Source organism: Mesorhizobium wenxiniae (assembly GCF_002284535.1).
Classification (GTDB): Bacteria; Pseudomonadota; Alphaproteobacteria; order Rhizobiales; family Rhizobiaceae; genus Mesorhizobium; species Mesorhizobium wenxiniae.
Genome location: NZ_NPKH01000027.1, coordinates 245,558 through 264,014 on the forward strand (window position 1 = coordinate 245,558; position 18,457 = coordinate 264,014).

At 62.7% G+C, this 18,457-nt stretch carries 15 protein-coding genes, 1 tRNA gene and 1 pseudogene; 6 read left to right on the forward strand and 11 right to left on the reverse strand.

Annotated elements, in window-relative coordinates; genetic code table 11:
• Window position 1: 1 nt before the first annotated feature.
• From thrS to CIT31_RS23220, 4 genes are all read right to left on the reverse strand, one after another.
• The gene (thrS, locus tag CIT31_RS23205; RefSeq protein ID WP_095520533.1) at window positions 2-1,978 is read right to left on the reverse strand and encodes a threonine--tRNA ligase; all 1,977 of its coding nucleotides are present in this window, start codon (window positions 1,976-1,978) and stop codon (window positions 2-4) included.
• Window positions 1,979-2,147: 169 nt separating this feature from the next.
• On the reverse strand, window positions 2,148-2,969 hold the full coding sequence (gene blaOXA, locus CIT31_RS23210; RefSeq protein WP_065009455.1) for a class D beta-lactamase: 822 nt from the start codon (window positions 2,967-2,969) through the stop codon (window positions 2,148-2,150).
• A gap of 137 nt (window positions 2,970-3,106) precedes the next feature.
• Entirely contained in the window at window positions 3,107-3,475 is a 369-nt protein-coding gene (gene yidD / locus CIT31_RS23215; RefSeq protein WP_095520534.1) for a membrane protein insertion efficiency factor YidD, read from the reverse strand.
• Between the two features lie 7 nt (window positions 3,476-3,482).
• On the reverse strand, window positions 3,483-3,929 hold the full coding sequence (locus CIT31_RS23220) for an iron-sulfur cluster assembly scaffold protein (RefSeq protein ID WP_065009453.1): 447 nt from the start codon (window positions 3,927-3,929) through the stop codon (window positions 3,483-3,485).
• A 242-nt stretch (window positions 3,930-4,171) separates the two neighbouring features.
• Here CIT31_RS23220 and folE point away from each other — a divergent pair, with 242 nt between their 5' ends.
• From folE to CIT31_RS23235, 3 genes are all read left to right on the forward strand, one after another.
• Window positions 4,172-4,807, forward strand: coding sequence for a GTP cyclohydrolase I FolE (gene folE, locus CIT31_RS23225; protein ID WP_029353093.1), 636 nt, complete (start codon window positions 4,172-4,174; stop codon window positions 4,805-4,807).
• Window positions 4,808-4,843: 36 nt separating this feature from the next.
• The gene (gene hisI / locus CIT31_RS23230; protein WP_095520535.1) at window positions 4,844-5,314 is read left to right on the forward strand and encodes a phosphoribosyl-AMP cyclohydrolase; all 471 of its coding nucleotides are present in this window, start codon (window positions 4,844-4,846) and stop codon (window positions 5,312-5,314) included.
• A gap of 84 nt (window positions 5,315-5,398) precedes the next feature.
• A complete protein-coding gene (locus CIT31_RS23235) occupies window positions 5,399-6,358 on the forward strand; it encodes a patatin family protein (RefSeq protein WP_095520536.1) in 960 nt (319 codons plus the stop codon).
• Between the two features lie 35 nt (window positions 6,359-6,393).
• On the opposite strand, the gene recJ is transcribed toward CIT31_RS23235, so the two are convergent.
• From recJ to CIT31_RS23260, 5 genes are all read right to left on the reverse strand, one after another.
• Window positions 6,394-8,178, reverse strand: a complete 1,785-nt coding sequence (gene recJ / locus CIT31_RS23240) for a single-stranded-DNA-specific exonuclease RecJ (RefSeq protein ID WP_095520563.1) — start codon at window positions 8,176-8,178, stop codon at window positions 6,394-6,396.
• Between the two features lie 61 nt (window positions 8,179-8,239).
• Window positions 8,240-9,223, reverse strand: a complete 984-nt coding sequence (gene glpX, locus CIT31_RS23245) for a class II fructose-bisphosphatase (protein WP_095520537.1) — start codon at window positions 9,221-9,223, stop codon at window positions 8,240-8,242.
• A 238-nt stretch (window positions 9,224-9,461) separates the two neighbouring features.
• A complete protein-coding gene (locus CIT31_RS23250; RefSeq protein ID WP_095520538.1) occupies window positions 9,462-10,775 on the reverse strand; it encodes a homoserine dehydrogenase in 1,314 nt (437 codons plus the stop codon).
• Between the two features lie 46 nt (window positions 10,776-10,821).
• The gene (locus CIT31_RS23255) at window positions 10,822-12,039 is read right to left on the reverse strand and encodes an LL-diaminopimelate aminotransferase (RefSeq protein ID WP_095520539.1); all 1,218 of its coding nucleotides are present in this window, start codon (window positions 12,037-12,039) and stop codon (window positions 10,822-10,824) included.
• Window positions 12,040-12,101: 62 nt separating this feature from the next.
• The gene (locus CIT31_RS23260; protein WP_095520564.1) at window positions 12,102-12,494 is read right to left on the reverse strand and encodes a hypothetical protein; all 393 of its coding nucleotides are present in this window, start codon (window positions 12,492-12,494) and stop codon (window positions 12,102-12,104) included.
• Between the two features lie 97 nt (window positions 12,495-12,591).
• On the opposite strand from CIT31_RS23260, the gene phaC reads away from it, so the two are divergent.
• The 3 genes from phaC to CIT31_RS23275 all read left to right on the forward strand — a co-directional run bounded on the left by phaC (window position 12,592) and on the right by CIT31_RS23275 (window position 16,162).
• Window positions 12,592-14,427 carry a class I poly(R)-hydroxyalkanoic acid synthase gene (gene phaC, locus CIT31_RS23265; RefSeq protein ID WP_095520540.1) on the forward strand — a complete coding sequence of 612 codons (1,836 nt, stop codon included), beginning with the start codon at window positions 12,592-12,594 and terminating at the stop codon, window positions 14,425-14,427.
• 336 nt (window positions 14,428-14,763) lie between these two features.
• On the forward strand, window positions 14,764-15,891 hold the full coding sequence (locus CIT31_RS23270) for a YcbK family protein (protein WP_245316434.1): 1,128 nt from the start codon (window positions 14,764-14,766) through the stop codon (window positions 15,889-15,891).
• A 196-nt stretch (window positions 15,892-16,087) separates the two neighbouring features.
• Window positions 16,088-16,162, forward strand: a tRNA-Glu gene (locus CIT31_RS23275).
• 96 nt (window positions 16,163-16,258) lie between these two features.
• Here CIT31_RS23275 and CIT31_RS23280 read toward each other — a convergent pair.
• Together CIT31_RS23280 and CIT31_RS34380 are read right to left on the reverse strand one after the other, a co-directional pair.
• Window positions 16,259-16,708: a YybH family protein gene (locus tag CIT31_RS23280; protein ID WP_165778533.1), complete on the reverse strand. Its 450-nt coding sequence runs from the start codon at window positions 16,706-16,708 to the stop codon at window positions 16,259-16,261.
• A 557-nt stretch (window positions 16,709-17,265) separates the two neighbouring features.
• A pseudogene (locus tag CIT31_RS34380) lies at window positions 17,266-18,457 on the reverse strand (hypothetical protein); the annotation flags it as partial.

The following is an 18,457-nucleotide window of genomic DNA, read 5'->3' on the forward strand; positions in this document are numbered from 1 at the left end:
CTCAGCCCGCTCTTTTGCGCTTGCGGTCGGGCGTCACCGCCTCTTCGGCAAGCATTGCCACCGCCTGGCCAAGGCCGAGCGATTCCTGGTCGCGCGAGCCGAGCCGGCGGATGTTGACCGTTTCTTCCTCCGCCTCGCGCTTGCCGCAGACGAGGATGACCGGAACCTTGGCCAGCGAGTGCTCGCGGACCTTGTAGTTGATCTTCTCGTTGCGAAGGTCGGCCTCCGCCAAGAGTCCGGCCGCCTTCAGCTGCGCGACGACCTTTTGCGCGTAATCGTCGGCATCGGAGGTGATCGTCGCCACCACCACCTGCAGCGGTGCGAACCACAGCGGGAAATGGCCGGAATAATTCTCGATCAGGATGCCGAGGAAGCGCTCCATCGAGCCGCAGATGGCGCGATGCACCATCACCGGCTGCTTCTTTTCCGAATCGGAGCCGATGTAGAAGGCGCCAAAACGTTCCGGCAAGTTGAAGTCGACCTGCGTGGTGCCGCATTGCCAGTCACGGCCGATGGCGTCCTTCAGCACATATTCGAACTTCGGCCCGTAGAACGTGCCCTCGCCCGGATTGACGCCCGTCTTGATCCGGTTGCCCGAGCGCGCCGCGATCTTGTCGAGCACGTCCTGCAGCACACCCTCGGCATGATCCCACATCGCGTCGGTGCCGACGCGTTTTTCGGGGCGGGTCGCCAGCTTGACGGTGATTTCGTCGAAGCCGAAATCGGCGTAGGTCGACAGGATCAGGTCGTTGATCTTGATGCACTCGTCGGCGAGCTGTTCCTCGGTGCAGAAGATGTGGGCATCGTCCTGGGTAAAGCCGCGCACGCGCATCAACCCATGCAGCGCACCGGACGGCTCATAGCGATGCACATTGCCGAATTCCGCAAGTTTTACCGGCAGATCGCGGTAGGACTTCAGCCCGTGCTTGAATATCTGGACGTGGCCGGGGCAGTTCATCGGCTTCAGCGCAAACATCCGGTCATCGTCGGTGTCGTCGCCAGCAACCGTCACCTTGAACATATTGTCCCGGTACCAGCCCCAGTGGCCTGACGTCTCCCACAGGCTCTTGTCGAGCACTTGCGGCGCGTTGACTTCCTGATAACCCTGCTCGTCGAGGCGGCGGCGCATGTAGTTGACCAGGTTCTGGAACATTCTCCAGCCCTTGGCATGCCAAAAGACGACGCCCGGCCCCTCCTCCTGGAAATGGAACAGGTCCATCTCGCGGCCGAGCTTCCTGTGATCGCGCTTTTCGGCTTCCTCCAGCATCATCTGGTAGGCATCGAGCTGCGCCTGATCGGCCCAGGCCGTGCCGTAGATGCGGGTCAGCATCGGGTTGTTGCTGTCGCCGCGCCAATAGGCGCCGGCCACCTTCATCAGCTTGAAGGCGCTGCCGATCTGCCCGGTCGAGACCATGTGCGGGCCGCGGCAGAGGTCGAACCAATCGCCCTGCGCGTAGATCTTGAGGTCCTGATCTTCGGGAATGGTGTCGATTAGTTCCAGCTTGTAGCGCTCGCCCTTGTCGGCAAAGATTTTTTTCGCCTTCTCGCGCGACCAGACCTCTTTTGTGAAAGGCTTGTTGCGCGCGATGATCTCGCGCATCTTCTTCTCGATCACCGGGAAATCATCGGGCGTGAACGGCTCGTTGCGGGCAAAATCATAGTAGAACCCGTTCTCGATCACCGGGCCGATGGTCACCTGCGTACCCGGCCACAATTCCTGCACGGCTTCGGCCAGCACATGTGCTGCGTCGTGGCGGATGAGCTCCAGCGCGCGCGGGTCTTCGCGTGTGATGATCTCGATCTTGCCGGACTTGCCGAGCGGGTCGGAAAGATCGCACACCACGCCATCGATCGAGTAGGCGACCGCCTTCTTGGCCAGCGACTTCGAGATCGATTCTGCCAGGCCGGCGCCGGTCATCGCCGCATCGTAGTCGCGGAGGGAGCCATCGGGAAATGTCAGGGAAACGGAATTCAGCATAAAATTCTCCTATCCAGTCCCGCAAACGAGCGCGGGTGGTGAAATGCATGTCGCCCCAAAAGTGTGCAGCGGTTTTGGGTCGACGACATGCAAAAGTAAAAGCCGGATGCGTCCGGCGGCAGTCTTTTATGGGCAGATTCCCGTGCCGTAAAGGCGAATGGCCGATCACTTACTCTTTGTTGATGAGATTCGGCAGCTCTTTCAGGAATATCGTCCGCGTCTGAGGGCCTTTTGGCGTGTCGGAACGTTTCGTATCGATTACCAAGCGGGCAAAGACGATCTTGCGAGCATCCCTGTTCGCCCAGCCGACAAACCAGCCGAGCGAGCGCTTGTCGGCGCTGTCGCCAAGCCTGGTGGTCCCGGTCTTGCCCTGGACCGTCCAGCCACCTGACCGGAAGGTTGGCAAGATCGCCTTGGTCATCGCGTGGGCCCTGTCCGAAACCGGCAGTTCGCCGGCAAGCAGGCGGCGCAGGAAGTTTGCCTGTTCGACCGGCGATATCTCAAGGGAAGAATTCACCCAGGACCGGGTGAGGCCATCATTCTTGCCGGGAGTGCCGGAAACATCGGTGTTGCCGTAGTCGAATTTCGAGACGTAGCCGGCAAACCGCTCGCTGCCGAGGTGGCGGGTGATTTCCCGCGAAAACCACAGCACCGAGTCCTTTTCCCAGATCGTCGGGTCGACGGTTTTCTGGTCCCGCTTCACCGCCTTGAACTCGGGCTTGTAGCCCCAGGCCGGCGTGTGCTCGTCGCTCAGGATTCCCACGTCATAGCCGATCAGGGCCAACGGGACCTTGAACGTCGAGGCGGGACTGACGCGCTGGTCACAAATCCCTTGCCGATGCAGAGTTTCGCCGCTTGCAGCATCCAGGATCAGCGTGCATTCGAGGTCCTCCAGCGGCGCCGATTGAGCGCGGATCGGAAAACCCAACAGCCAGGCCAGAAGGTAGATAACCAATGCGAAAACGAATGGACGGCGGTCTAGCTGGCGCATTGGGGCAATCTCTCCTGAGGCATGTCAGGAGCGGCTTAGCGAGGCGTCTTGTCTCGATTTTGTCTTAAATACGCAACATGGGGTTAAGGTTAGCAAGTCGTAAAGATCTGCCCGATTACCGAGCCCCTTTACCGGGATCAGTTTTCCGAGTCACTGCGTTTTTTTCCGATCCGCCAGTACCGCCAGGGCGCGAACCAGACGTAGCGATCGGCCAGCACATCCGGCACACGATCAATGCCGTGCGTTCCGCCCGGCCCGCAGCGCAGCACCCGGAAAAACCCCATCCAGCCGCCGGCCCATAGCCCATGGCGGGCGATTGCTTCGTGCGCGTATTCGGAGCAGGTCGGCAAATGCCGGCAGGAATTGCCGACAAAGCCGGACAGCGTCAGCTGGTAAAAGCGCACGAGAGAGGTGCCAAGAATTCGGCCGGGCGTCTTGCGCCACGGGCCGGGCCAGTTGCGCGTGTATCGCGGCCTCTGATGCTGGTGCGTGTGATCCGTCGCCATTTGACGGCTACGCCGCCTGTTCGGCGCGCTTCTTCTCGATCTGGCCGATCGCGTCGACCACCGCATCGAAGGTCAGCATGGTCGAGGCATGGCGTGCCTTATAGTCGCGCACCGGTTCGAGATATCTGAGGTCGGCGAAGCGGCCTTCAGGCGGCGCGCCGTTTTCCTTCAGCATCTTCAGCATCGTCTCGCGAACACTGCGCAATTCATCCGCGCTGGCGCCGATGACATGTTGCGCCATGATCGAGGACGACGCCTGGCCAAGCGCGCAGGCTTTGACGTCATGGGCGAAATCGGTGACGACGCCGTCATCCATCTTCAGATCGACGGTCACGGTCGAGCCGCACAGCTTGGAATGTGCGCGCGCGGTTGCATCGGGATGGTCGAGCCGGCCGATCCGCGCGATATTCCCGGCAAATCCCAGAATTTTCGCATTGTAGACGTCGTCGATCATATTTTTCCAATCCGTCGCCGCCAAGCGAACAGCGATTGCCGCTGACGGTCTTCCTTTCGCTCGGCACGATCATATATAATGCTGGTACTCGGGTATGGACAAGGCAAACCAAGGGCCTTCGTTTTTGCCCAAATCAGTTCACGCCGCTTACGGGCTGGAAACCGGGCACGTTTCTAACACCCGAAAGGTCGTGGTCCGTTCAACTCGTTCCTCCTGAGAGGGGAACTACGGGAGACGCCTTTATGGATGCCGTCATCAAGAAATTCATGCCCCCCTCCGCCTATATGGAAAAGCCGGTCACCGATCGGCCGACCGAAGCCGAAGCCGAGGCCGCGGTTCGCACGCTGTTGCGCTGGACCGGCGACAATCCGGACCGCGAGGGCCTGGTCGATACGCCAAAGCGTGTGGTGAAGGCCTATCGCGAAATGTTCGGCGGCTACGACAAGTGCCCGGCCGAGGAATTAGGCCGCACGTTCGAGGAAGTCGCCGGCTATGACGACCTTGTCCTCGTCAAGGATATAACGTTCCATTCCCATTGCGAGCACCACATGGTGCCGATCATCGGCAAGGCGCATGTCGGCTATCTGCCGGACGGCAAGGTTGTCGGCCTGTCCAAGATCGCGCGCGTCGTCGATATCTTCGCCCAGCGACTGCAGACCCAGGAAGCCATGACCGCACAGATCGCCGGCGTCATCCAGGACGTGCTCAATCCGCGCGGCGTCGCCGTCATGGTCGAAGCCGAGCATATGTGCATGGCCATGCGCGGCATCCGCAAGGAAGGCTCCACCACGCTGACCTCGACCTTCACCGGCGTCTTCAAGGACACGCCCGAGGAACAGGTCCGTTTCGTCACCATGGTGCGCGGCGGCAGGGGCTGAACGGCCCTCGCTGGTCGCACAAAACAAGGATCGGCGATGTCGGCAGTGGAATTTCCGAAAGCTCCATCAGACAAGAAGGCACTGGAAGAAGGCACGGTCTTTGCGCCGCGCTTCGATGCCAGCGGCCTTGTCACCGTCGTCGTCACCGACGCCGAAGACGGCCTGCTGCTGATGGTCGCGCATATGAACGCCGAAGCGCTGGCGCTGACGCTGGAAACCGGCATCGCCCACTACTGGTCGCGCTCGCGCAACGCTCTGTGGAAGAAGGGCCAAACGTCCGGGAATGTCCAGAACGTTGTCGAGATGCTCACGGATTGTGACCAGGACGCCATATGGTTGCGCGTCAAAGTGATGGGCCACGACGCAACCTGCCACACCGGCCGGCGTTCCTGCTTTTATCGGACGGTGGGACTGATCGACGGCAAAGGGACGCTTGCCAGCGATGGGATCAGGCCGCTGTTCGATGCGGAAGAAGCGTATCGAAAGCCCCATGAACCATCCATTTGAACCATTCGCCGAACTGCAACCACGTATATTCATGATTTCGATACGGCCTGCCTATACATTAGCCGCGGGACAAGGGAGATTGTGATGCTCGAGTGGGCGTCATTGCGCAACAGACCGGACGTTCGGGAGGCCAATGGCCTCTCTTCACCCGCAGGCACAGAAGCTCCAAAAAAAACAGCCATTTCACTGGCATTGGGGGGCGGCTGCGCTCGCGGCTGGGGACATATAGGCGTGCTGCGCGCACTCGATGAAGCCGGCATCGAAGTTTCGATGATCGCCGGCACCTCGATCGGTGCGCTGGTTGGCGGCTGTTATCTCGCCGGCAAGCTGGACGAGCTGGAAGAATTCGCCAGAAGCCTGACCAAACGGCGCATTTTCGGCCTTCTCGACCTCAATCTGCGCGGCAGCGGGTTGTTCGGCGGCATGAAGCTCGACGCGCGGCTGCGCGAGCACATGGCCGGCATTCGCTTCGAGGATCTCTCGAAACCGTTCGTTTGCATTGCTGCGGAAATCCACACTGGCCATGAAATCTGGCTGTCGAGCGGCTCGCTGACCACCGCCATGCGCGCCTCTTATGCGCTGCCCGGCGTGTTCGAACCGGTCACTTGCAACGGACGCTTACTGGTCGACGGCGCGCTGGTCAATCCGGTGCCGGTCTCGGTCTGCCGTGCCTATGAGCAGCCGCTGGTGGTCGCGGTGAACCTTCACTATGATCTGTTCGGCCGCGCCGCCGTCATCAAGCACAGCGCCGGCGAACTTGTCCTCGAAAAGGATGCACTAAGGTCCGGCCAGATCGATGCAGGGCACCAGTACCAAACACGGCTCGGCATAACCGGTGTCATGGTCGAAGCCTTCAACATCATCCAGGACCGCATTTCGCGTGCGCGACTTGCCGGCGATCCGCCCGACATGTCGCTGCAGCCGAAGCTCAGCCATATCGGTCTGACCGAATTCCACCGCGCCGACGAAGCGATCCGCCTCGGCTATCAGGCGACGATGGCCCAGATCGGCGAACTGACCCGGCTGCAGACGGTTCTGGCTTAAATCATCGAAGACTCGCGCAGAAGCGAAAACCGCTCTCAGGCACGTGCGGCATCGACGATGCGGAACTGCACCGTGCGGTTGCCGTTCCAGTGATTGCCCGACAGCGAACCGGCGACGTGCACCGGCTTGCCCCTGTTCGTGAACAGGAATTCGCCGAGCGCCGTATCGACAGCGCGAAAGGCGATCGCCTGGATCCGGCCACCGCTTTCCGACTGCAACTCGGCGCGGATGTGATTGGTGCCGACCGATCTCGCATCGGCAAGACGATGGCGCGGCAGCGCGAAGACCGGCGCGACATGCCCGGCGCCGAACGGGCCGGCTTTCTCCAGCGCATCGAGCAGGCCGAGCGTCGCACCCTCGGCGGCCAGCGCACCGTCGATCGCCAGGCTTTCCTCGCCCTGCAGCCGGAACACGTCGGCCGCCGCCCGTTCCTCGAAGAAGGCGCGGAGCGCGCCAAGTTTCGCCCGCTCCACCGTAATGCCGGCCGCCATGCCATGGCCGCCGCCTTTGACGATCAGCCCGGCAATGGCGGCCTCGCGCACCAGCCGGCCGAGATCGAAGCCCGACACCGAACGGCCTGAACCCGTGCCGACGCCATTGGCGTTGAAGGCGATGGCAAAGGCGGGCCGGCGCGCATGGTCCTTGAGCCGCGAGGCCAGCAGGCCGACGATGCCCGGATGCCAATTGGAGCTGGCGGTGACGACGATGGCCGGCCCATTGCCGCCGGCAAGCTCGGCATCGGCCTCCACTCGTGCCGCGGCCAGCATTTCCAATTCCATCTGCTGCCGCTCCTGATTGAGCCGGTCCAGCGTCTCGGCGATGGTGCGGGCCACGACGGGATCGTCGGTGGCGAGCAGGCGGCTGCCGAGTGCTGCGTCGCCGATGCGCCCCCCGGCATTGATGCGCGGGCCGATCAGATAGGCCAGATGGAAGGTGCTGACCGGCTCGCCGATGCGCGAGACCCGTGCCAACGCCGCCAACCCCTCGTTCCTCTGCTGGCGCGCCATCTGCAACCCCTTCACCACGAAGGCGCGGTTGACGCCGGTCAGCGGCACCACGTCGCAAACGGTCGCCAGGGCCACGAGGTCCAGCAGACCAAGCAGGTCCGGTGGTGCGGCATCCGGCAACCGGCCGCGCAGGATCCTCGCCGTCTGCACCAGAGCCAGGAAGACGACGCCGGCGGCACAAAGATGGCCCTGCCCCGAAAGGTCGTCCTCGCGATTGGGATTGACGACCGCTTCCGCCGCCGGCAACGGACCGCCGAGCTGGTGATGATCGAGCACCACGACATCGGCGCCGGCAGCCTTCGCCGCGTCGATCGAGACAGCGCTGTTGGTGCCGCAGTCGACGGTGACGATCAGCGTCGCGCCACGCGAGACAAGTTCGCACATGGCTTCCGGATTGGGTCCGTACCCCTCGAAGATGCGGTCCGGTATATAGATCTCCGCTGGCACGGAGAAATGCGTGAGAAACCGCTTGAGCAGCGCCGATGAGGCCGCGCCGTCGACGTCGTAGTCGCCGAAGATCGCCACTCTTTCCCCGGTCACGATCGCATCAGCGATGCGGGCGGCGGCCTTGTCCATGTCGGTCAGCGAAGCCGGGTCCGGCAAAAGATCGCGGATGGTCGGATCAAGGAACCGCTCGGTCTGCTCGGCGGTCACGCCGCGCCCGGCAAGGACGCGCGCGACGATGTCCGGCACGCCAAAGCCTTGCGCTATCGCAAGCGCAGTCATGTCCTGCCGCTCGGTCAGCCGGTGTTCCCAGGAAACACCTGATGCCGACTGCCTGACATCGAGGAAGATTCGGTTTTCGCCCGTCATGCGACGCGCCGTCTGCGGATTGTCATTTCTCACAATATGCGACGGCTAGCCGAGTCGGGAATCAAAACTTTTCCAGATCCTGGTGCCTTGCCTTGATCTCGCGAACGGTGCGCGACGACGAGCGCAGCACGATCGTATGCGTGGTGATGGAATTGCGCCCGAACTTGACGCCGGCCAGCATGTTGCCGTCGGTCACGCCGGTTGCGGCAAACAGCACGTCGCCGCGCGCCATGTCTTGGGTGCGGTAAACCCGCTTCGGGTCCGAGATGCCCATCTTCGCCGCGCGCGCCACCTTTTGCGGCGTGTCGAGGATCAGCCTTCCCTGGATCTGGCCGCCGGTGCAGCGCAACGCTGCCGCCGCCAGCACACCCTCCGGGGCGCCGCCGGTGCCGAGATAGATGTCGATGCCGGTTTCCTCCGGATCGGTGGTGTGGATGACGCCGGCGACGTCACCATCGCCGATCAGCCGGATCGCAGCGCCCGTGGCGCGCACGGCCTCGATCAGGCTGCCATGGCGCGGCCGGTCGAGGATGCAGGCGGTGATCTCCGGCACCGGCACGCCTTTGGCCCTGGCCAGGCTGGCGATGTTTTCGGCCGGCGAGGCATCGATGTCGATGACGCCGTCCGCATAGCCCGGGCCGACGGCGATCTTGTCCATATAGACGTCGGGCGCGAACAGCAGGCTGCCCTTTTCCGCAATGGCGATGACGGCCAGCGCGTTGGGCAGGTTCTTGGCGCAGATCGTCGTGCCTTCGAGCGGATCGAGCGCGATATCGACCGCCGGGCCTTTGCCGGAACCGACCTCTTCGCCGATATAGAGCATCGGCGCCTCGTCGCGTTCGCCCTCGCCGATCACCACCGTACCGTTGATGGCGAGGCGGTTGAGCTCCTCGCGCATGGCGTCGACTGCGACCTGGTCGGCGGCCTTTTCGTCGCCGCGTCCGCGCAACCTGGCCGCCGCAACCGCGGCGCGTTCGGTGACACGCACCAGTTCCATGGTGAGTATCCGGTCAAGGCCGGCGACGATGTTCTGGGCAATGTTCATCGGTGGACAATCCTCGTTGGCAAATTGCCTCCCGTTAGAGCGCCGCGTCCATTGGACGCGCAAAGGACGCTCTAAGTCTTTGATTCTACGCATCGTGCTTTCCCGAAAATCGATTCCGATTTCCGGGCCGATGCGTTAGAGGCGCGCCGGTTGTGTCAAAGCTCCATGACAACAGCAAGACCTGGGCGGGTCTTTCTCGAAAACGCAGCGATATCACTCGATTTGAGAAAGAGAATTCCTACTCTGCCCGCTCGATGCGAATGACTTGAGGCTTGTCGGTCAGATGGTCGTCCCTGGTGATGCCGTCGACGGCCTTGCGCACCGCCGCTTCTGTCGTCTCGTGGGTGACCAGGATCACCGTTTTCTGCAGTGCGGTATCGGGACCGGCGGCGTGCTGCACGATCGATTCCAGCGAAATGTCGTTGTCAGCCATGCGCTTGGCGATGGCGGCAAAGACGCCGATGCGGTCATGCACGGTCAGCCGGATGAAATAGCCGCCGGCATGGCTGCGCATCTGCGCCTTCTTGTACGGCCGCAATTCCTTCGCCGGCAGGCCGAAGACCGGACCGTGCTGGAAACCGGGCCGGCTCTTGGCGATGTCGGCAATGTCGCCGACCACCGCCGATGCGGTGGCGTTGCCGCCGGCACCGGGACCGGAGAGCAGGAGTTCGCCAAGAATATCGGTTTCGATGGCCACCGCATTGGTGACGCCGTGCACCTGCGCGATGACCGAGGCCGTCGGCACCATGGTCGGGTGCACGCGCTGTTCGATACCGCTTTCCGTGCGTTGGGCGACGCCGAGCAGCTTTATCCGGTAGCCGAGATCGCCGGCCGCGCGGATGTCGGCCTGGCTGATGTTGGAAATCCCTTCCATGTAGATGTCGTTGGCGGCAATCCGCGTGCCGAAGGCAAGGCTGGTCAGGATCGACAGCTTATGCGCGGTGTCGTGGCCCTCGATGTCGAAGGTCGGGTCGGCCTCGGCATAGCCCAGCCGCTGCGCATCCTTCAGACAGGCGTCGAACGACAGGCCCTCGGCCTCCATGCGGGTCAGGATATAGTTGCAGGTGCCGTTGAGGATGCCGAAGACACGGGTCACCGAATTGCCGGCCATCGCCTCGCGCATCGTCTTGATGACCGGAATGCCGCCCGCCACCGCCGCCTCGTAATTGAGCAGCACGCCCTTCTTCTCGGCGATCTCGGCCAGCACCACGCCATGCTTGGCGAGCAACGCCTTGTTGGCGGTGACGACGTGGCGGCCGGTTTCAAGCGCTGCTTTCACGGATGATCGCGACGGTCCCTCGTCGCCGCCGATCAGCTCGACGAACACGTCGATCTCGGCGGTCTGCGCCATTCCTACCGGATCGTCGAACCACTTGGCCGCGCCGAGATCGACGCCGCGGTCGCGTTTGCGATCACGGGCCGAGACGGCTGACACGACGACCTCGCGGCCGCATTGCCGCGTCAGTTCCGCCGCCTTGTCGTGCAGCACCCGCGCCACCGACGCGCCGACGGTGCCGAGACCGGCAATTCCAACACGCAACGCTTCAGCCATGTCCGGCGACGCCCCCCAAGAATTTGGTCGATGTAGTGTCAGGCGCTCAACGATGTGCGGCCAGCGGCACCACATTGTTGGGCTGTTTGGCGCTGGACGCCAGGAAGCGCTTGATGTTGCGAGCCGCCTGCCGGATCCGGTGCTCGTTCTCGACCAGCGCGATGCGCACATGGTCGTCGCCATGCTCGCCGAAGCCAACACCCGGCGCCACCGCCACGTCAGCGTGCTCGATCAGAAGCTTGGAGAATTCGAGCGAACCGAGATGCTTGAACGGCTCCGGGATCGGCGCCCAGGCGAACATCGACGCCGCCGGCGCCGGGACAATCCAGCCGGCGCGGCTGAAGGCGTCGACCATGACGTCGCGGCGCTTATGATAGATGTCGCGAACTTCGGCGATATCGGCGCCGTCGCCGTTGAGCGCGTGCGCAGCCGCCACCTGGATCGGCGTGAAGGCGCCGTAGTCGAGATAGGACTTGACCCTGGTCAGCGCCGAGATCAGCCGATGGTTGCCGACGGCAAAACCCATGCGCCAGCCGGGCATGGAAAAGGTCTTCGACATCGAGGTGAACTCGACCGCCACGTCGATCGCGCCCGGCACCTGCAGCACCGAGGGCGGCGGATTGCCGTCGAAATAGATTTCCGAATAGGCAAGGTCCGACAGGATGATGATGTCGTTCTTCTTGGCGAAGGCCACCACCTCCTTGTAGAAATCGAGCGAGGCGACCTGCGCCGTCGGGTTCGACGGGTAATTGAGGATCAACGCCAGCGGCTTCGGGATCGAATGGCGGATGCCGCGCTCCAGCGCGGGGATGAAGCCGTCGTCCGGTTCCACCTGCAACGAGCGGATCACGCCGCCCGACATGATGAAGCCGAAAGCGTGGATCGGATAGGTCGGGTTAGGGCACAGGATCACGTCGCCGGGGGCGGTGATCGCCTGCGCCATATTGGCAAAACCTTCCTTCGACCCCAGCGTCGCCACCACTTGCGTGTCCGGGTCGAGTTTCACCCCAAAACGGCGGCCATAGTAATTGGCCTGGGCGCGGCGAAGGCCCGGAATGCCGCGCGACGACGAATAGCGATGCGTGCGCGGATCGCGCACGACCTCGCACAATTTGTCGACGATGGCCTTGGGCGTCGGCAGATCCGGATTGCCCATGCCAAGGTCGATGATGTCGGCGCCGCGCGAGCGGGCACTGGCCTTCAGCCGGTTGACCTGCTCGAAGACATAGGGCGGAAGCCGGCGGACCTTGTGAAATTCTTCCATGTCAATTCCAGACGGTCAAAGTGGTTTTTGGCGAAGGTGGTTGTCGGTCGCGCGATATAACCCTATTTGCAGGTAGGGTCGAGGGCAGGATCGCATTTGGCTTCGATCTGCTTCAGCGCGTCGGCGCCGTGCTTCCTTGCCAGTGTGTTCAGCGCCGCCGGGTTCGCGGCCTTGACCGCTCCGCCCTTTGAGGCCTGCGCCTGCTCGTCGGCCTTCAACTGGGCGAGCTTGGCGTTCTTTTCCGCCTCGGTGAATTGCTTCGCCGCCACCTGCGGCGGGATATTCAGGTTCGGATAGGTGCCGGTGTTCTTCGGCCCGTCGGTAGCCGCGACAGGCGTGGCGCCCTCGATGTTGGTGCTCGAACAGCCGGCGATCGCCAGCAAAACGACCGCCGCGCCCATGCGGCAAAAACGACCAGTGCCAGAAAAAACAGTTTCGCCAATATTAATCGTCATATTGTTTCCTTGGCAGCCGAGGTAGAGCGCGTTGGACCCTGTCCGATGTCCCATGATAATATGTCAAGAAAACGCTTCGGGAGGAACCCCGCGAACCATGTCCAAAACACCCGATTCGGGCAAAGCGGAAGATGACCAGGCTTCGACCGTCGAGCAATATCTGGTGAAGGACCCGGAGCGCTTCGCCTTGAACATGGCGCGCATGATCGAGCAGGCCGGCAAGGCGGCTTCCGCATGGGCCGAGCCGCGCGAAAAAGGCGACGTGCGCGATCATGTCGCCGAGCCGGTCGTCGACATGGTGAAAACCTTCTCCAAGCTCAGCGAATACTGGCTTTCCGACCCGCAGCGTGCCCTGGAGGCGCAGACGCGGCTGTTCTCCGGCTACATGACCGTCTGGGCCAACTCCATCCAGCGTCTCGGCGCCGGCGGCGAAGATGCCGAAGACGCGGTCAAGCCCGAGCCCGGCGACAAGCGTTTCCAGGACCCGGAATGGGGCCGCAACGCCTTCTTCGATTTCCTCAAGCAGGCCTATCTCGTCACCTCGCGCTGGGCGGCCGAGCTGGTCGAGCACGCCGATGGCCTGGACGAGCACACCCGCCACAAGGCCAGCTTCTACGTCAAGCAGGTGTCCAACGCCATCTCGCCGTCGAATTTCATCCTGACCAACCCGGAGCTGTTTCGCGAGACCGTCGCTTCGAATGGCGAAAACCTGGTGCGCGGCATGAAGATGCTGGCCGAGGACATCGCCGCCGGCAAGGGCGACCTGAAACTCCGGCAGGCCGATTATTCGCCCTTCGAGATCGGCAAGAACCTCGCGACGACGCCCGGCAAGGTGGTGGGCCGCAGCGATGTCGCCGAGATCTTGCAGTACGATCCGGCGACCGAGACCGTACTCAAGCGGCCGCTACTGATCTGCCCGCCATGGATCAACAAATTCTACATTCTCGATCTCAACCCGCAAAAGTCCTTCATCCGTTGGGCGGTAGAGCAGGGCCACACCGTCTTCGTCATCTCCTGGATCAACCCGGACGAGCGGCACGGCACCAAGAGCTGGGAGGCCTATATCCGAGAGGGACTGCAATATGGCCTGGACACGATCGAAAAGGCCACCGGTGAAAAGGACGTCAATGCCGTCGGCTATTGCGTCGGCGGCACGCTTCTGGCGGCAGCCCTGGCGCTGATGGCGCAAGAAGGCGACCACCGCATCAAATCGGCCACCTTCTTCACCACGCAGGTCGATTTCACCTATGCCGGCGACCTGAAAGTGTTCGTCGACGAGGAGCAGGTTGCGGCCGTCGAAAAGGCGATGAACGAGAAAGGCTATCTCGACGGCACCAAGATGGCGACCGCCTTCAACATGCTGCGCTCGGGCGACCTGATCTGGCCCTATGTCGTCAACAACTACATGCGCGGCAAGGATCCCCTGCCCTTCGATCTGCTCTACTGGAACGCCGATTCGACCCGCATGGGCGCGGCCAATCATTCCTTCTATCTGCGCAACTGCTATCTCGAGAACAGACTTTCGCAGGGCATGATGGAGCTGGCGGGCCGGGTGGTTTCGCTGAAGGACGTCACCATCCCGGTCTACAACCTTGCCGCGAAGGAAGATCACATCGCGCCGGCGCTTTCGGTGTTCCTCGGTTCGAAGTATTTCGGCGGCGAAGTCGACTACGTCATGGCCGGCTCCGGCCATATCGCCGGTGTCGTCAATCCGCCGGCAGCGCAGAAATATCACTACTGGACCGGCGGCAAGCCGGCGGGCGACTTCGACCAGTGGATCGCCGAGGCCATAAACCATCCCGGCTCCTGGTGGCCGCACTGGCAACGCTGGGTCGAGGCGAAGGACAACACCCGCGTGCCGGCCCGCAAACCCGGCAAGCACATGAAAACCCTGGGCGACGCGCCAGGCACCTATGTCAAGGTGCGTGTGTAACCTTCTGTAATGTGTGGTGAGTTGACGCGCCGGTAAAAGAGGGCGAAATGGTGTCGTCAGCCCTCAAGCAGTCTCGATTCCTCTTTAGCCGTCGAATTACTCTGGGGCTTGCGGATTTGACACAGGTCTCGTTTCCGTTCGGGGACAAGGATTTATTTCGGCGAGACGTTTCGACGCCGCCAATGACGTACCGGCCGGACATCGAGGGGGAATTTTGTTTTGAAATCAGCAGGATCGCGCCTCGCGAAGGGAGAAAGCCGCGCCATTGCGGCCGCGCTTTTCTCCGTGCTCCTGGCGTCCTGCACCTCGGCCGGCGACCCGTCCCTGTCCGTCGGCATGCCTGGCTACAATGCCTCGTCTACGGACATCGGCACGGCCTCTGGCACCCAACAGGTCGCCGTTGAGTCGTCATCGCAGATGACGACTTCACAAATGACGATGACCGCCAGGGGCGACGCAAGCCTTCCCGAGCAGGTCACTTATGTGCCAATGGCCAAGCCAGGGACCGAGGGAGGAGCCAAGTCGGATGCCGGCTTCCCCGTCACGGCTCCTGCGCGCGCAGACGCTGCTGCGGGCCAGACGCCGCAGCCCCAGCAACAGTCCGCGCAGACGGTTGAACAGGCCGATGCTGCAACGCAGAAGGCTGAAACCGCCGATGCAGGCACGGCCGCGCCGAAGTCCAAGGCCGAGACCGCCGCGCCGGCGATGAACAACCCGGTTTATGTGACCGCCGGGGAGCCGCAGCCGCAAGCCTATGCGCCGAAGAAGAAGGGGTTCCTCGCCTCTTTGTTCAGCGCCACGCCGGCCTCGGCGGCGCCTGCCCCGCAGACCAGCAACAGGTCGGGCGAGCAATCGACGGCGGCGCAGCCCAAGGCGGCCGCAAAGCCGACCATCACGTTGGCCTCGGCCAAATCGGCTGAAAAGCCGGTGCAACTGGCCTCGATCGGCGACACCAGCCATTTCACCGATGACGCGCTGCCTGGCGTACGCAAGACCGCACTTTTCGAGATCAAGCGCAAATCCGGCCTCGACGACGACAGCGACGTCGATCTGAACGAGGATGAAGGCGGCGCCTATCAGGTGGCATCCGCTGCCGGGCTTGCCCGGCTGGCGCCCAACGGTCTTTTGAAGCAGACCGAGAACGTCGACGTTGCCTGCCTTAAACCTTCGCTGGTCCGCGTGCTGAAGACGATTGAGGGCCACTACGGCAAGAAGATGATCGTCACCTCCGGCTATCGTGACCCGGCCCGCAACCGCCGCGCCAACGGCGCCAAGAATTCGCTGCACATGTATTGCGCCGCTGCCGACATCCAGGTTCCAGGCGTCGCGAAAGCGCAACTGGCAAGCTACATCCGCAGCATGCCCGGGCGCGGCGGCGTCGGCACCTACTGCCATACCGAATCTGTTCACATCGACGTCGGTCCCGAGCGCGACTGGAACTGGCGCTGCCGCCGGCGGCGGTAACGGCTGGCTCTCTCTCTCTCTCTCTCTCTCTCTCTTTACGCAACGTTCGCAATGTGCCGCCTCACGACGGCACGGTCGAACCGGGCTAAATCGCCGAAAATGCGCGGTTTTGCGGCCAATGAAAAAAGTTGTCGCAGGCGGCGGCAGACGGGTTGCCGGTTTGGTGCAACGCAACTATAAGCGCTCACATCTGAGCGCGCCCATCGTCTAGCGGTCAGGACACCGCCCTTTCACGGCGGTAACAGGGGTTCGATTCCCCTTGGGCGTACCAGAGATTTCAACTAGCATGGCAATAGAGCATCAGATCCCAGTGCATGCAGCCGTACTCGTCGCCAAGGCGGTCGATGAGGACCTGGATATCAAATCCCTATTGGGCCGCACCTAAATTCCAGATGTCCCGATGCAGGCGCCATGTCCCGTCGTCGCCCTTCTTCCAGACGACGATGTACTTGCCCGCAACGGTGGAGAGGGCGCCGTCTTTGCTCGGCACATCGAGCGTAAATGCGCCAACTTCGTAGGCGAGGTTTGCGCTCTCTTCCACCTCCAGGGCCTTTAGGGTGAGATTCTTCATCCCGCTTTTGATCGCGCCCTGCCAGAATTCTTCCACGCCCTTGCGACCATCGACGCGCTTGCCGTCGGGCGGCAGCACGGCGGCATCCTCGGTATACATTTGACCGACCTCCACCGCGTTTCCGCTGTTGAAGGCGTCCGTGAATTTCGTCAGCGCAGCTTCGATGTCCTCGCGAGCCGACTGGGCGGCCGCAGACAACGCAGACGAAAGAAACAGCACAGCAGCAAATGCAAATAACTTAGCCACTCTCATCTCGTCCTCCCTTTGCGTGATCGAGATATCCACCGGATGAATAGTGGGCCCAATCCGAGTGCGCCGCCGCGCCCGCTCAATGGTTAGGTCATGATTTACATTAGGCTTATCTGATATGACGGCGCAAGCGCAGCTACGCAGCCAAGAGCGGGGCGTAAAGCCTCACCAGTGCGCGCGTTTCCGCCGGTCGCGCTGATGCTCTCGCGCGTCTCTCATAGTTCGTCCTTGGCCTTGCCATAGGCGTTCGGCGCAGTGTGAGGCGTGTAGATCAGGCCTGCTTTCTTGCCGCCACGCACAGCTCATCGCTGGCGGCGCGCGCGTCTTCACCGGGCGAGGCCTCATCAACGGCGAAGCCATAGCCCTCAATGAGAAGGCCCGTTCGGACTTTGCCGAACTGCGGAGGCAATCCCGCGACGCCAATATGACTTGTATCTCGCCGCGGAATTTCTGGAAAGACGATTGATGACCGGCACGGGAACGACCCGGCCCATGTTCTTCGAGGTGAACAAAGGCCGGGCCTGATCTAGTTCCCCGCCCGTAGCTCCTTCAGGTCACAGCGAATGATGCTGCCATGGAAAATGGCTGGCGAGGTGCGTTTGAGATGCATCTCCCGTCCCGTCGCTGTCCAAAGAGAGCGACCCGGTTGAACTGTCGTAGCTGACCTGGTCGGAACGATCATGCGCAGCCGTAGACAGAGCGTCGGATGACTCCCCTCCCGACTTGAGCCCGTCCAAGAAGGCCTGGTCGAAGTGAGGCTTGTCCTGCAGCTTGTCCTGCAGCTTTTCCTGGAGCCAGCTGAAGTCGAAGGCGTCGTGGCCTCCGCGGCCGGACATGATCTCGGCGGCGCCGCCCTTGCTAGCATTGGCGCCGACATTTTCATTATCCTCGACGGTGTGGGCGAACCCGTTGCCGGCCGTCTTGTCGTGTGAACCGGCGAGCGACTCCGAGCCGCCAGAAAGGGCGGCCAACACCCGGTCGACACTGCTGCCTGCCTTTTCGCCGCCATTGTCGACATGGGAGGTGTCGTTGCCGTCATGGTTTGCCGCCCTGTCGGTGCCGGAGGCTGCATGGGTCGCATCGGCACCACGGACAGCATGAACACCGCCATTGCTGGTCGTGGGGCGGGAAGCGGCGGTCTCAGTGGAACTGCCATCGCTGGCGGCGGTGTCGGAAGCGGCGGCCGCAGTAGAGCTGTCGTCGCTGATGGTGGTGTCAGAAGCGGCGGTCGCAGTAGCGCTGTCGTCGCTGATGGTAGTGTCGAAAGCGGCGGCCGCAGTAGAGCTGTCGTCGCTCGTGGTGGTGTCGGAGGCGGCGGCCGCAGTAGCGCTGTCGTCGCTCGTGGTGGTGTCAGAAGCGGCGGTCGCAGTAGCGCTGTCGTCGCTCGTGGTGGTGCCGGAAGCGGCGGCCGCAGTAGAGCTGTCGTCGCCGATGGTGGTGTCGGAAGCGGCGACCGCAGTAGAGCTGTCGTCGCTGATGGTGGTGTCGGAAGCGGTGGTCGCAGTAGAGCTGGCGTCGCTCGTGGTGGCGTCGGAAGCGGCGGCCGCAGCGGCGCTGTCGTCGCTGATGGTGGCGTCGGCAGGGACAGTCGCGGTAGAGCTGTCATCGATGACGTCGGAAGCGACGGTCCCAGTTGTGCTGAGATTGTGCTCCCGGAAAACAGCCTGCAGTTCCGGCGAGCTCTCAAGTGCGACGTCGCCTTCCTGCGAACCCCAGGCATAGGCAAAGTCGAATTCGGGCGACGGA

Bases quoted from the DNA above. Each gene is read 5' to 3' on its own strand.
- thrS (WP_095520533.1), bottom strand. From the start codon at position 1,978: ATGCTGAATTCCGTTTCCCTGACATTTCCCGATGGCTCCCTCCGCGAC.
- blaOXA (WP_065009455.1), bottom strand. From the start codon at position 2,969: ATGCGCCAGCTAGACCGCCGTCCATTCGTTTTCGCATTGGTTATCTAC.
- yidD (WP_095520534.1), bottom strand. From the start codon at position 3,475: ATGGCGACGGATCACACGCACCAGCATCAGAGGCCGCGATACACGCGC.
- CIT31_RS23220 (WP_065009453.1), bottom strand. From the start codon at position 3,929: ATGATCGACGACGTCTACAATGCGAAAATTCTGGGATTTGCCGGGAAT.
- folE (WP_029353093.1), top strand. From the start codon at position 4,172: ATGGATGCCGTCATCAAGAAATTCATGCCCCCCTCCGCCTATATGGAA.
- hisI (WP_095520535.1), top strand. From the start codon at position 4,844: ATGTCGGCAGTGGAATTTCCGAAAGCTCCATCAGACAAGAAGGCACTG.
- CIT31_RS23235 (WP_095520536.1), top strand. From the start codon at position 5,399: ATGCTCGAGTGGGCGTCATTGCGCAACAGACCGGACGTTCGGGAGGCC.
- recJ (WP_095520563.1), bottom strand. From the start codon at position 8,178: ATGACGGGCGAAAACCGAATCTTCCTCGATGTCAGGCAGTCGGCATCA.
- glpX (WP_095520537.1), bottom strand. From the start codon at position 9,223: ATGAACATTGCCCAGAACATCGTCGCCGGCCTTGACCGGATACTCACC.
- CIT31_RS23250 (WP_095520538.1), bottom strand. From the start codon at position 10,775: ATGGCTGAAGCGTTGCGTGTTGGAATTGCCGGTCTCGGCACCGTCGGC.
- CIT31_RS23255 (WP_095520539.1), bottom strand. From the start codon at position 12,039: ATGGAAGAATTTCACAAGGTCCGCCGGCTTCCGCCCTATGTCTTCGAG.
- CIT31_RS23260 (WP_095520564.1), bottom strand. From the start codon at position 12,494: ATGACGATTAATATTGGCGAAACTGTTTTTTCTGGCACTGGTCGTTTT.
- phaC (WP_095520540.1), top strand. From the start codon at position 12,592: ATGTCCAAAACACCCGATTCGGGCAAAGCGGAAGATGACCAGGCTTCG.
- CIT31_RS23270 (WP_245316434.1), top strand. From the start codon at position 14,764: ATGCCTGGCTACAATGCCTCGTCTACGGACATCGGCACGGCCTCTGGC.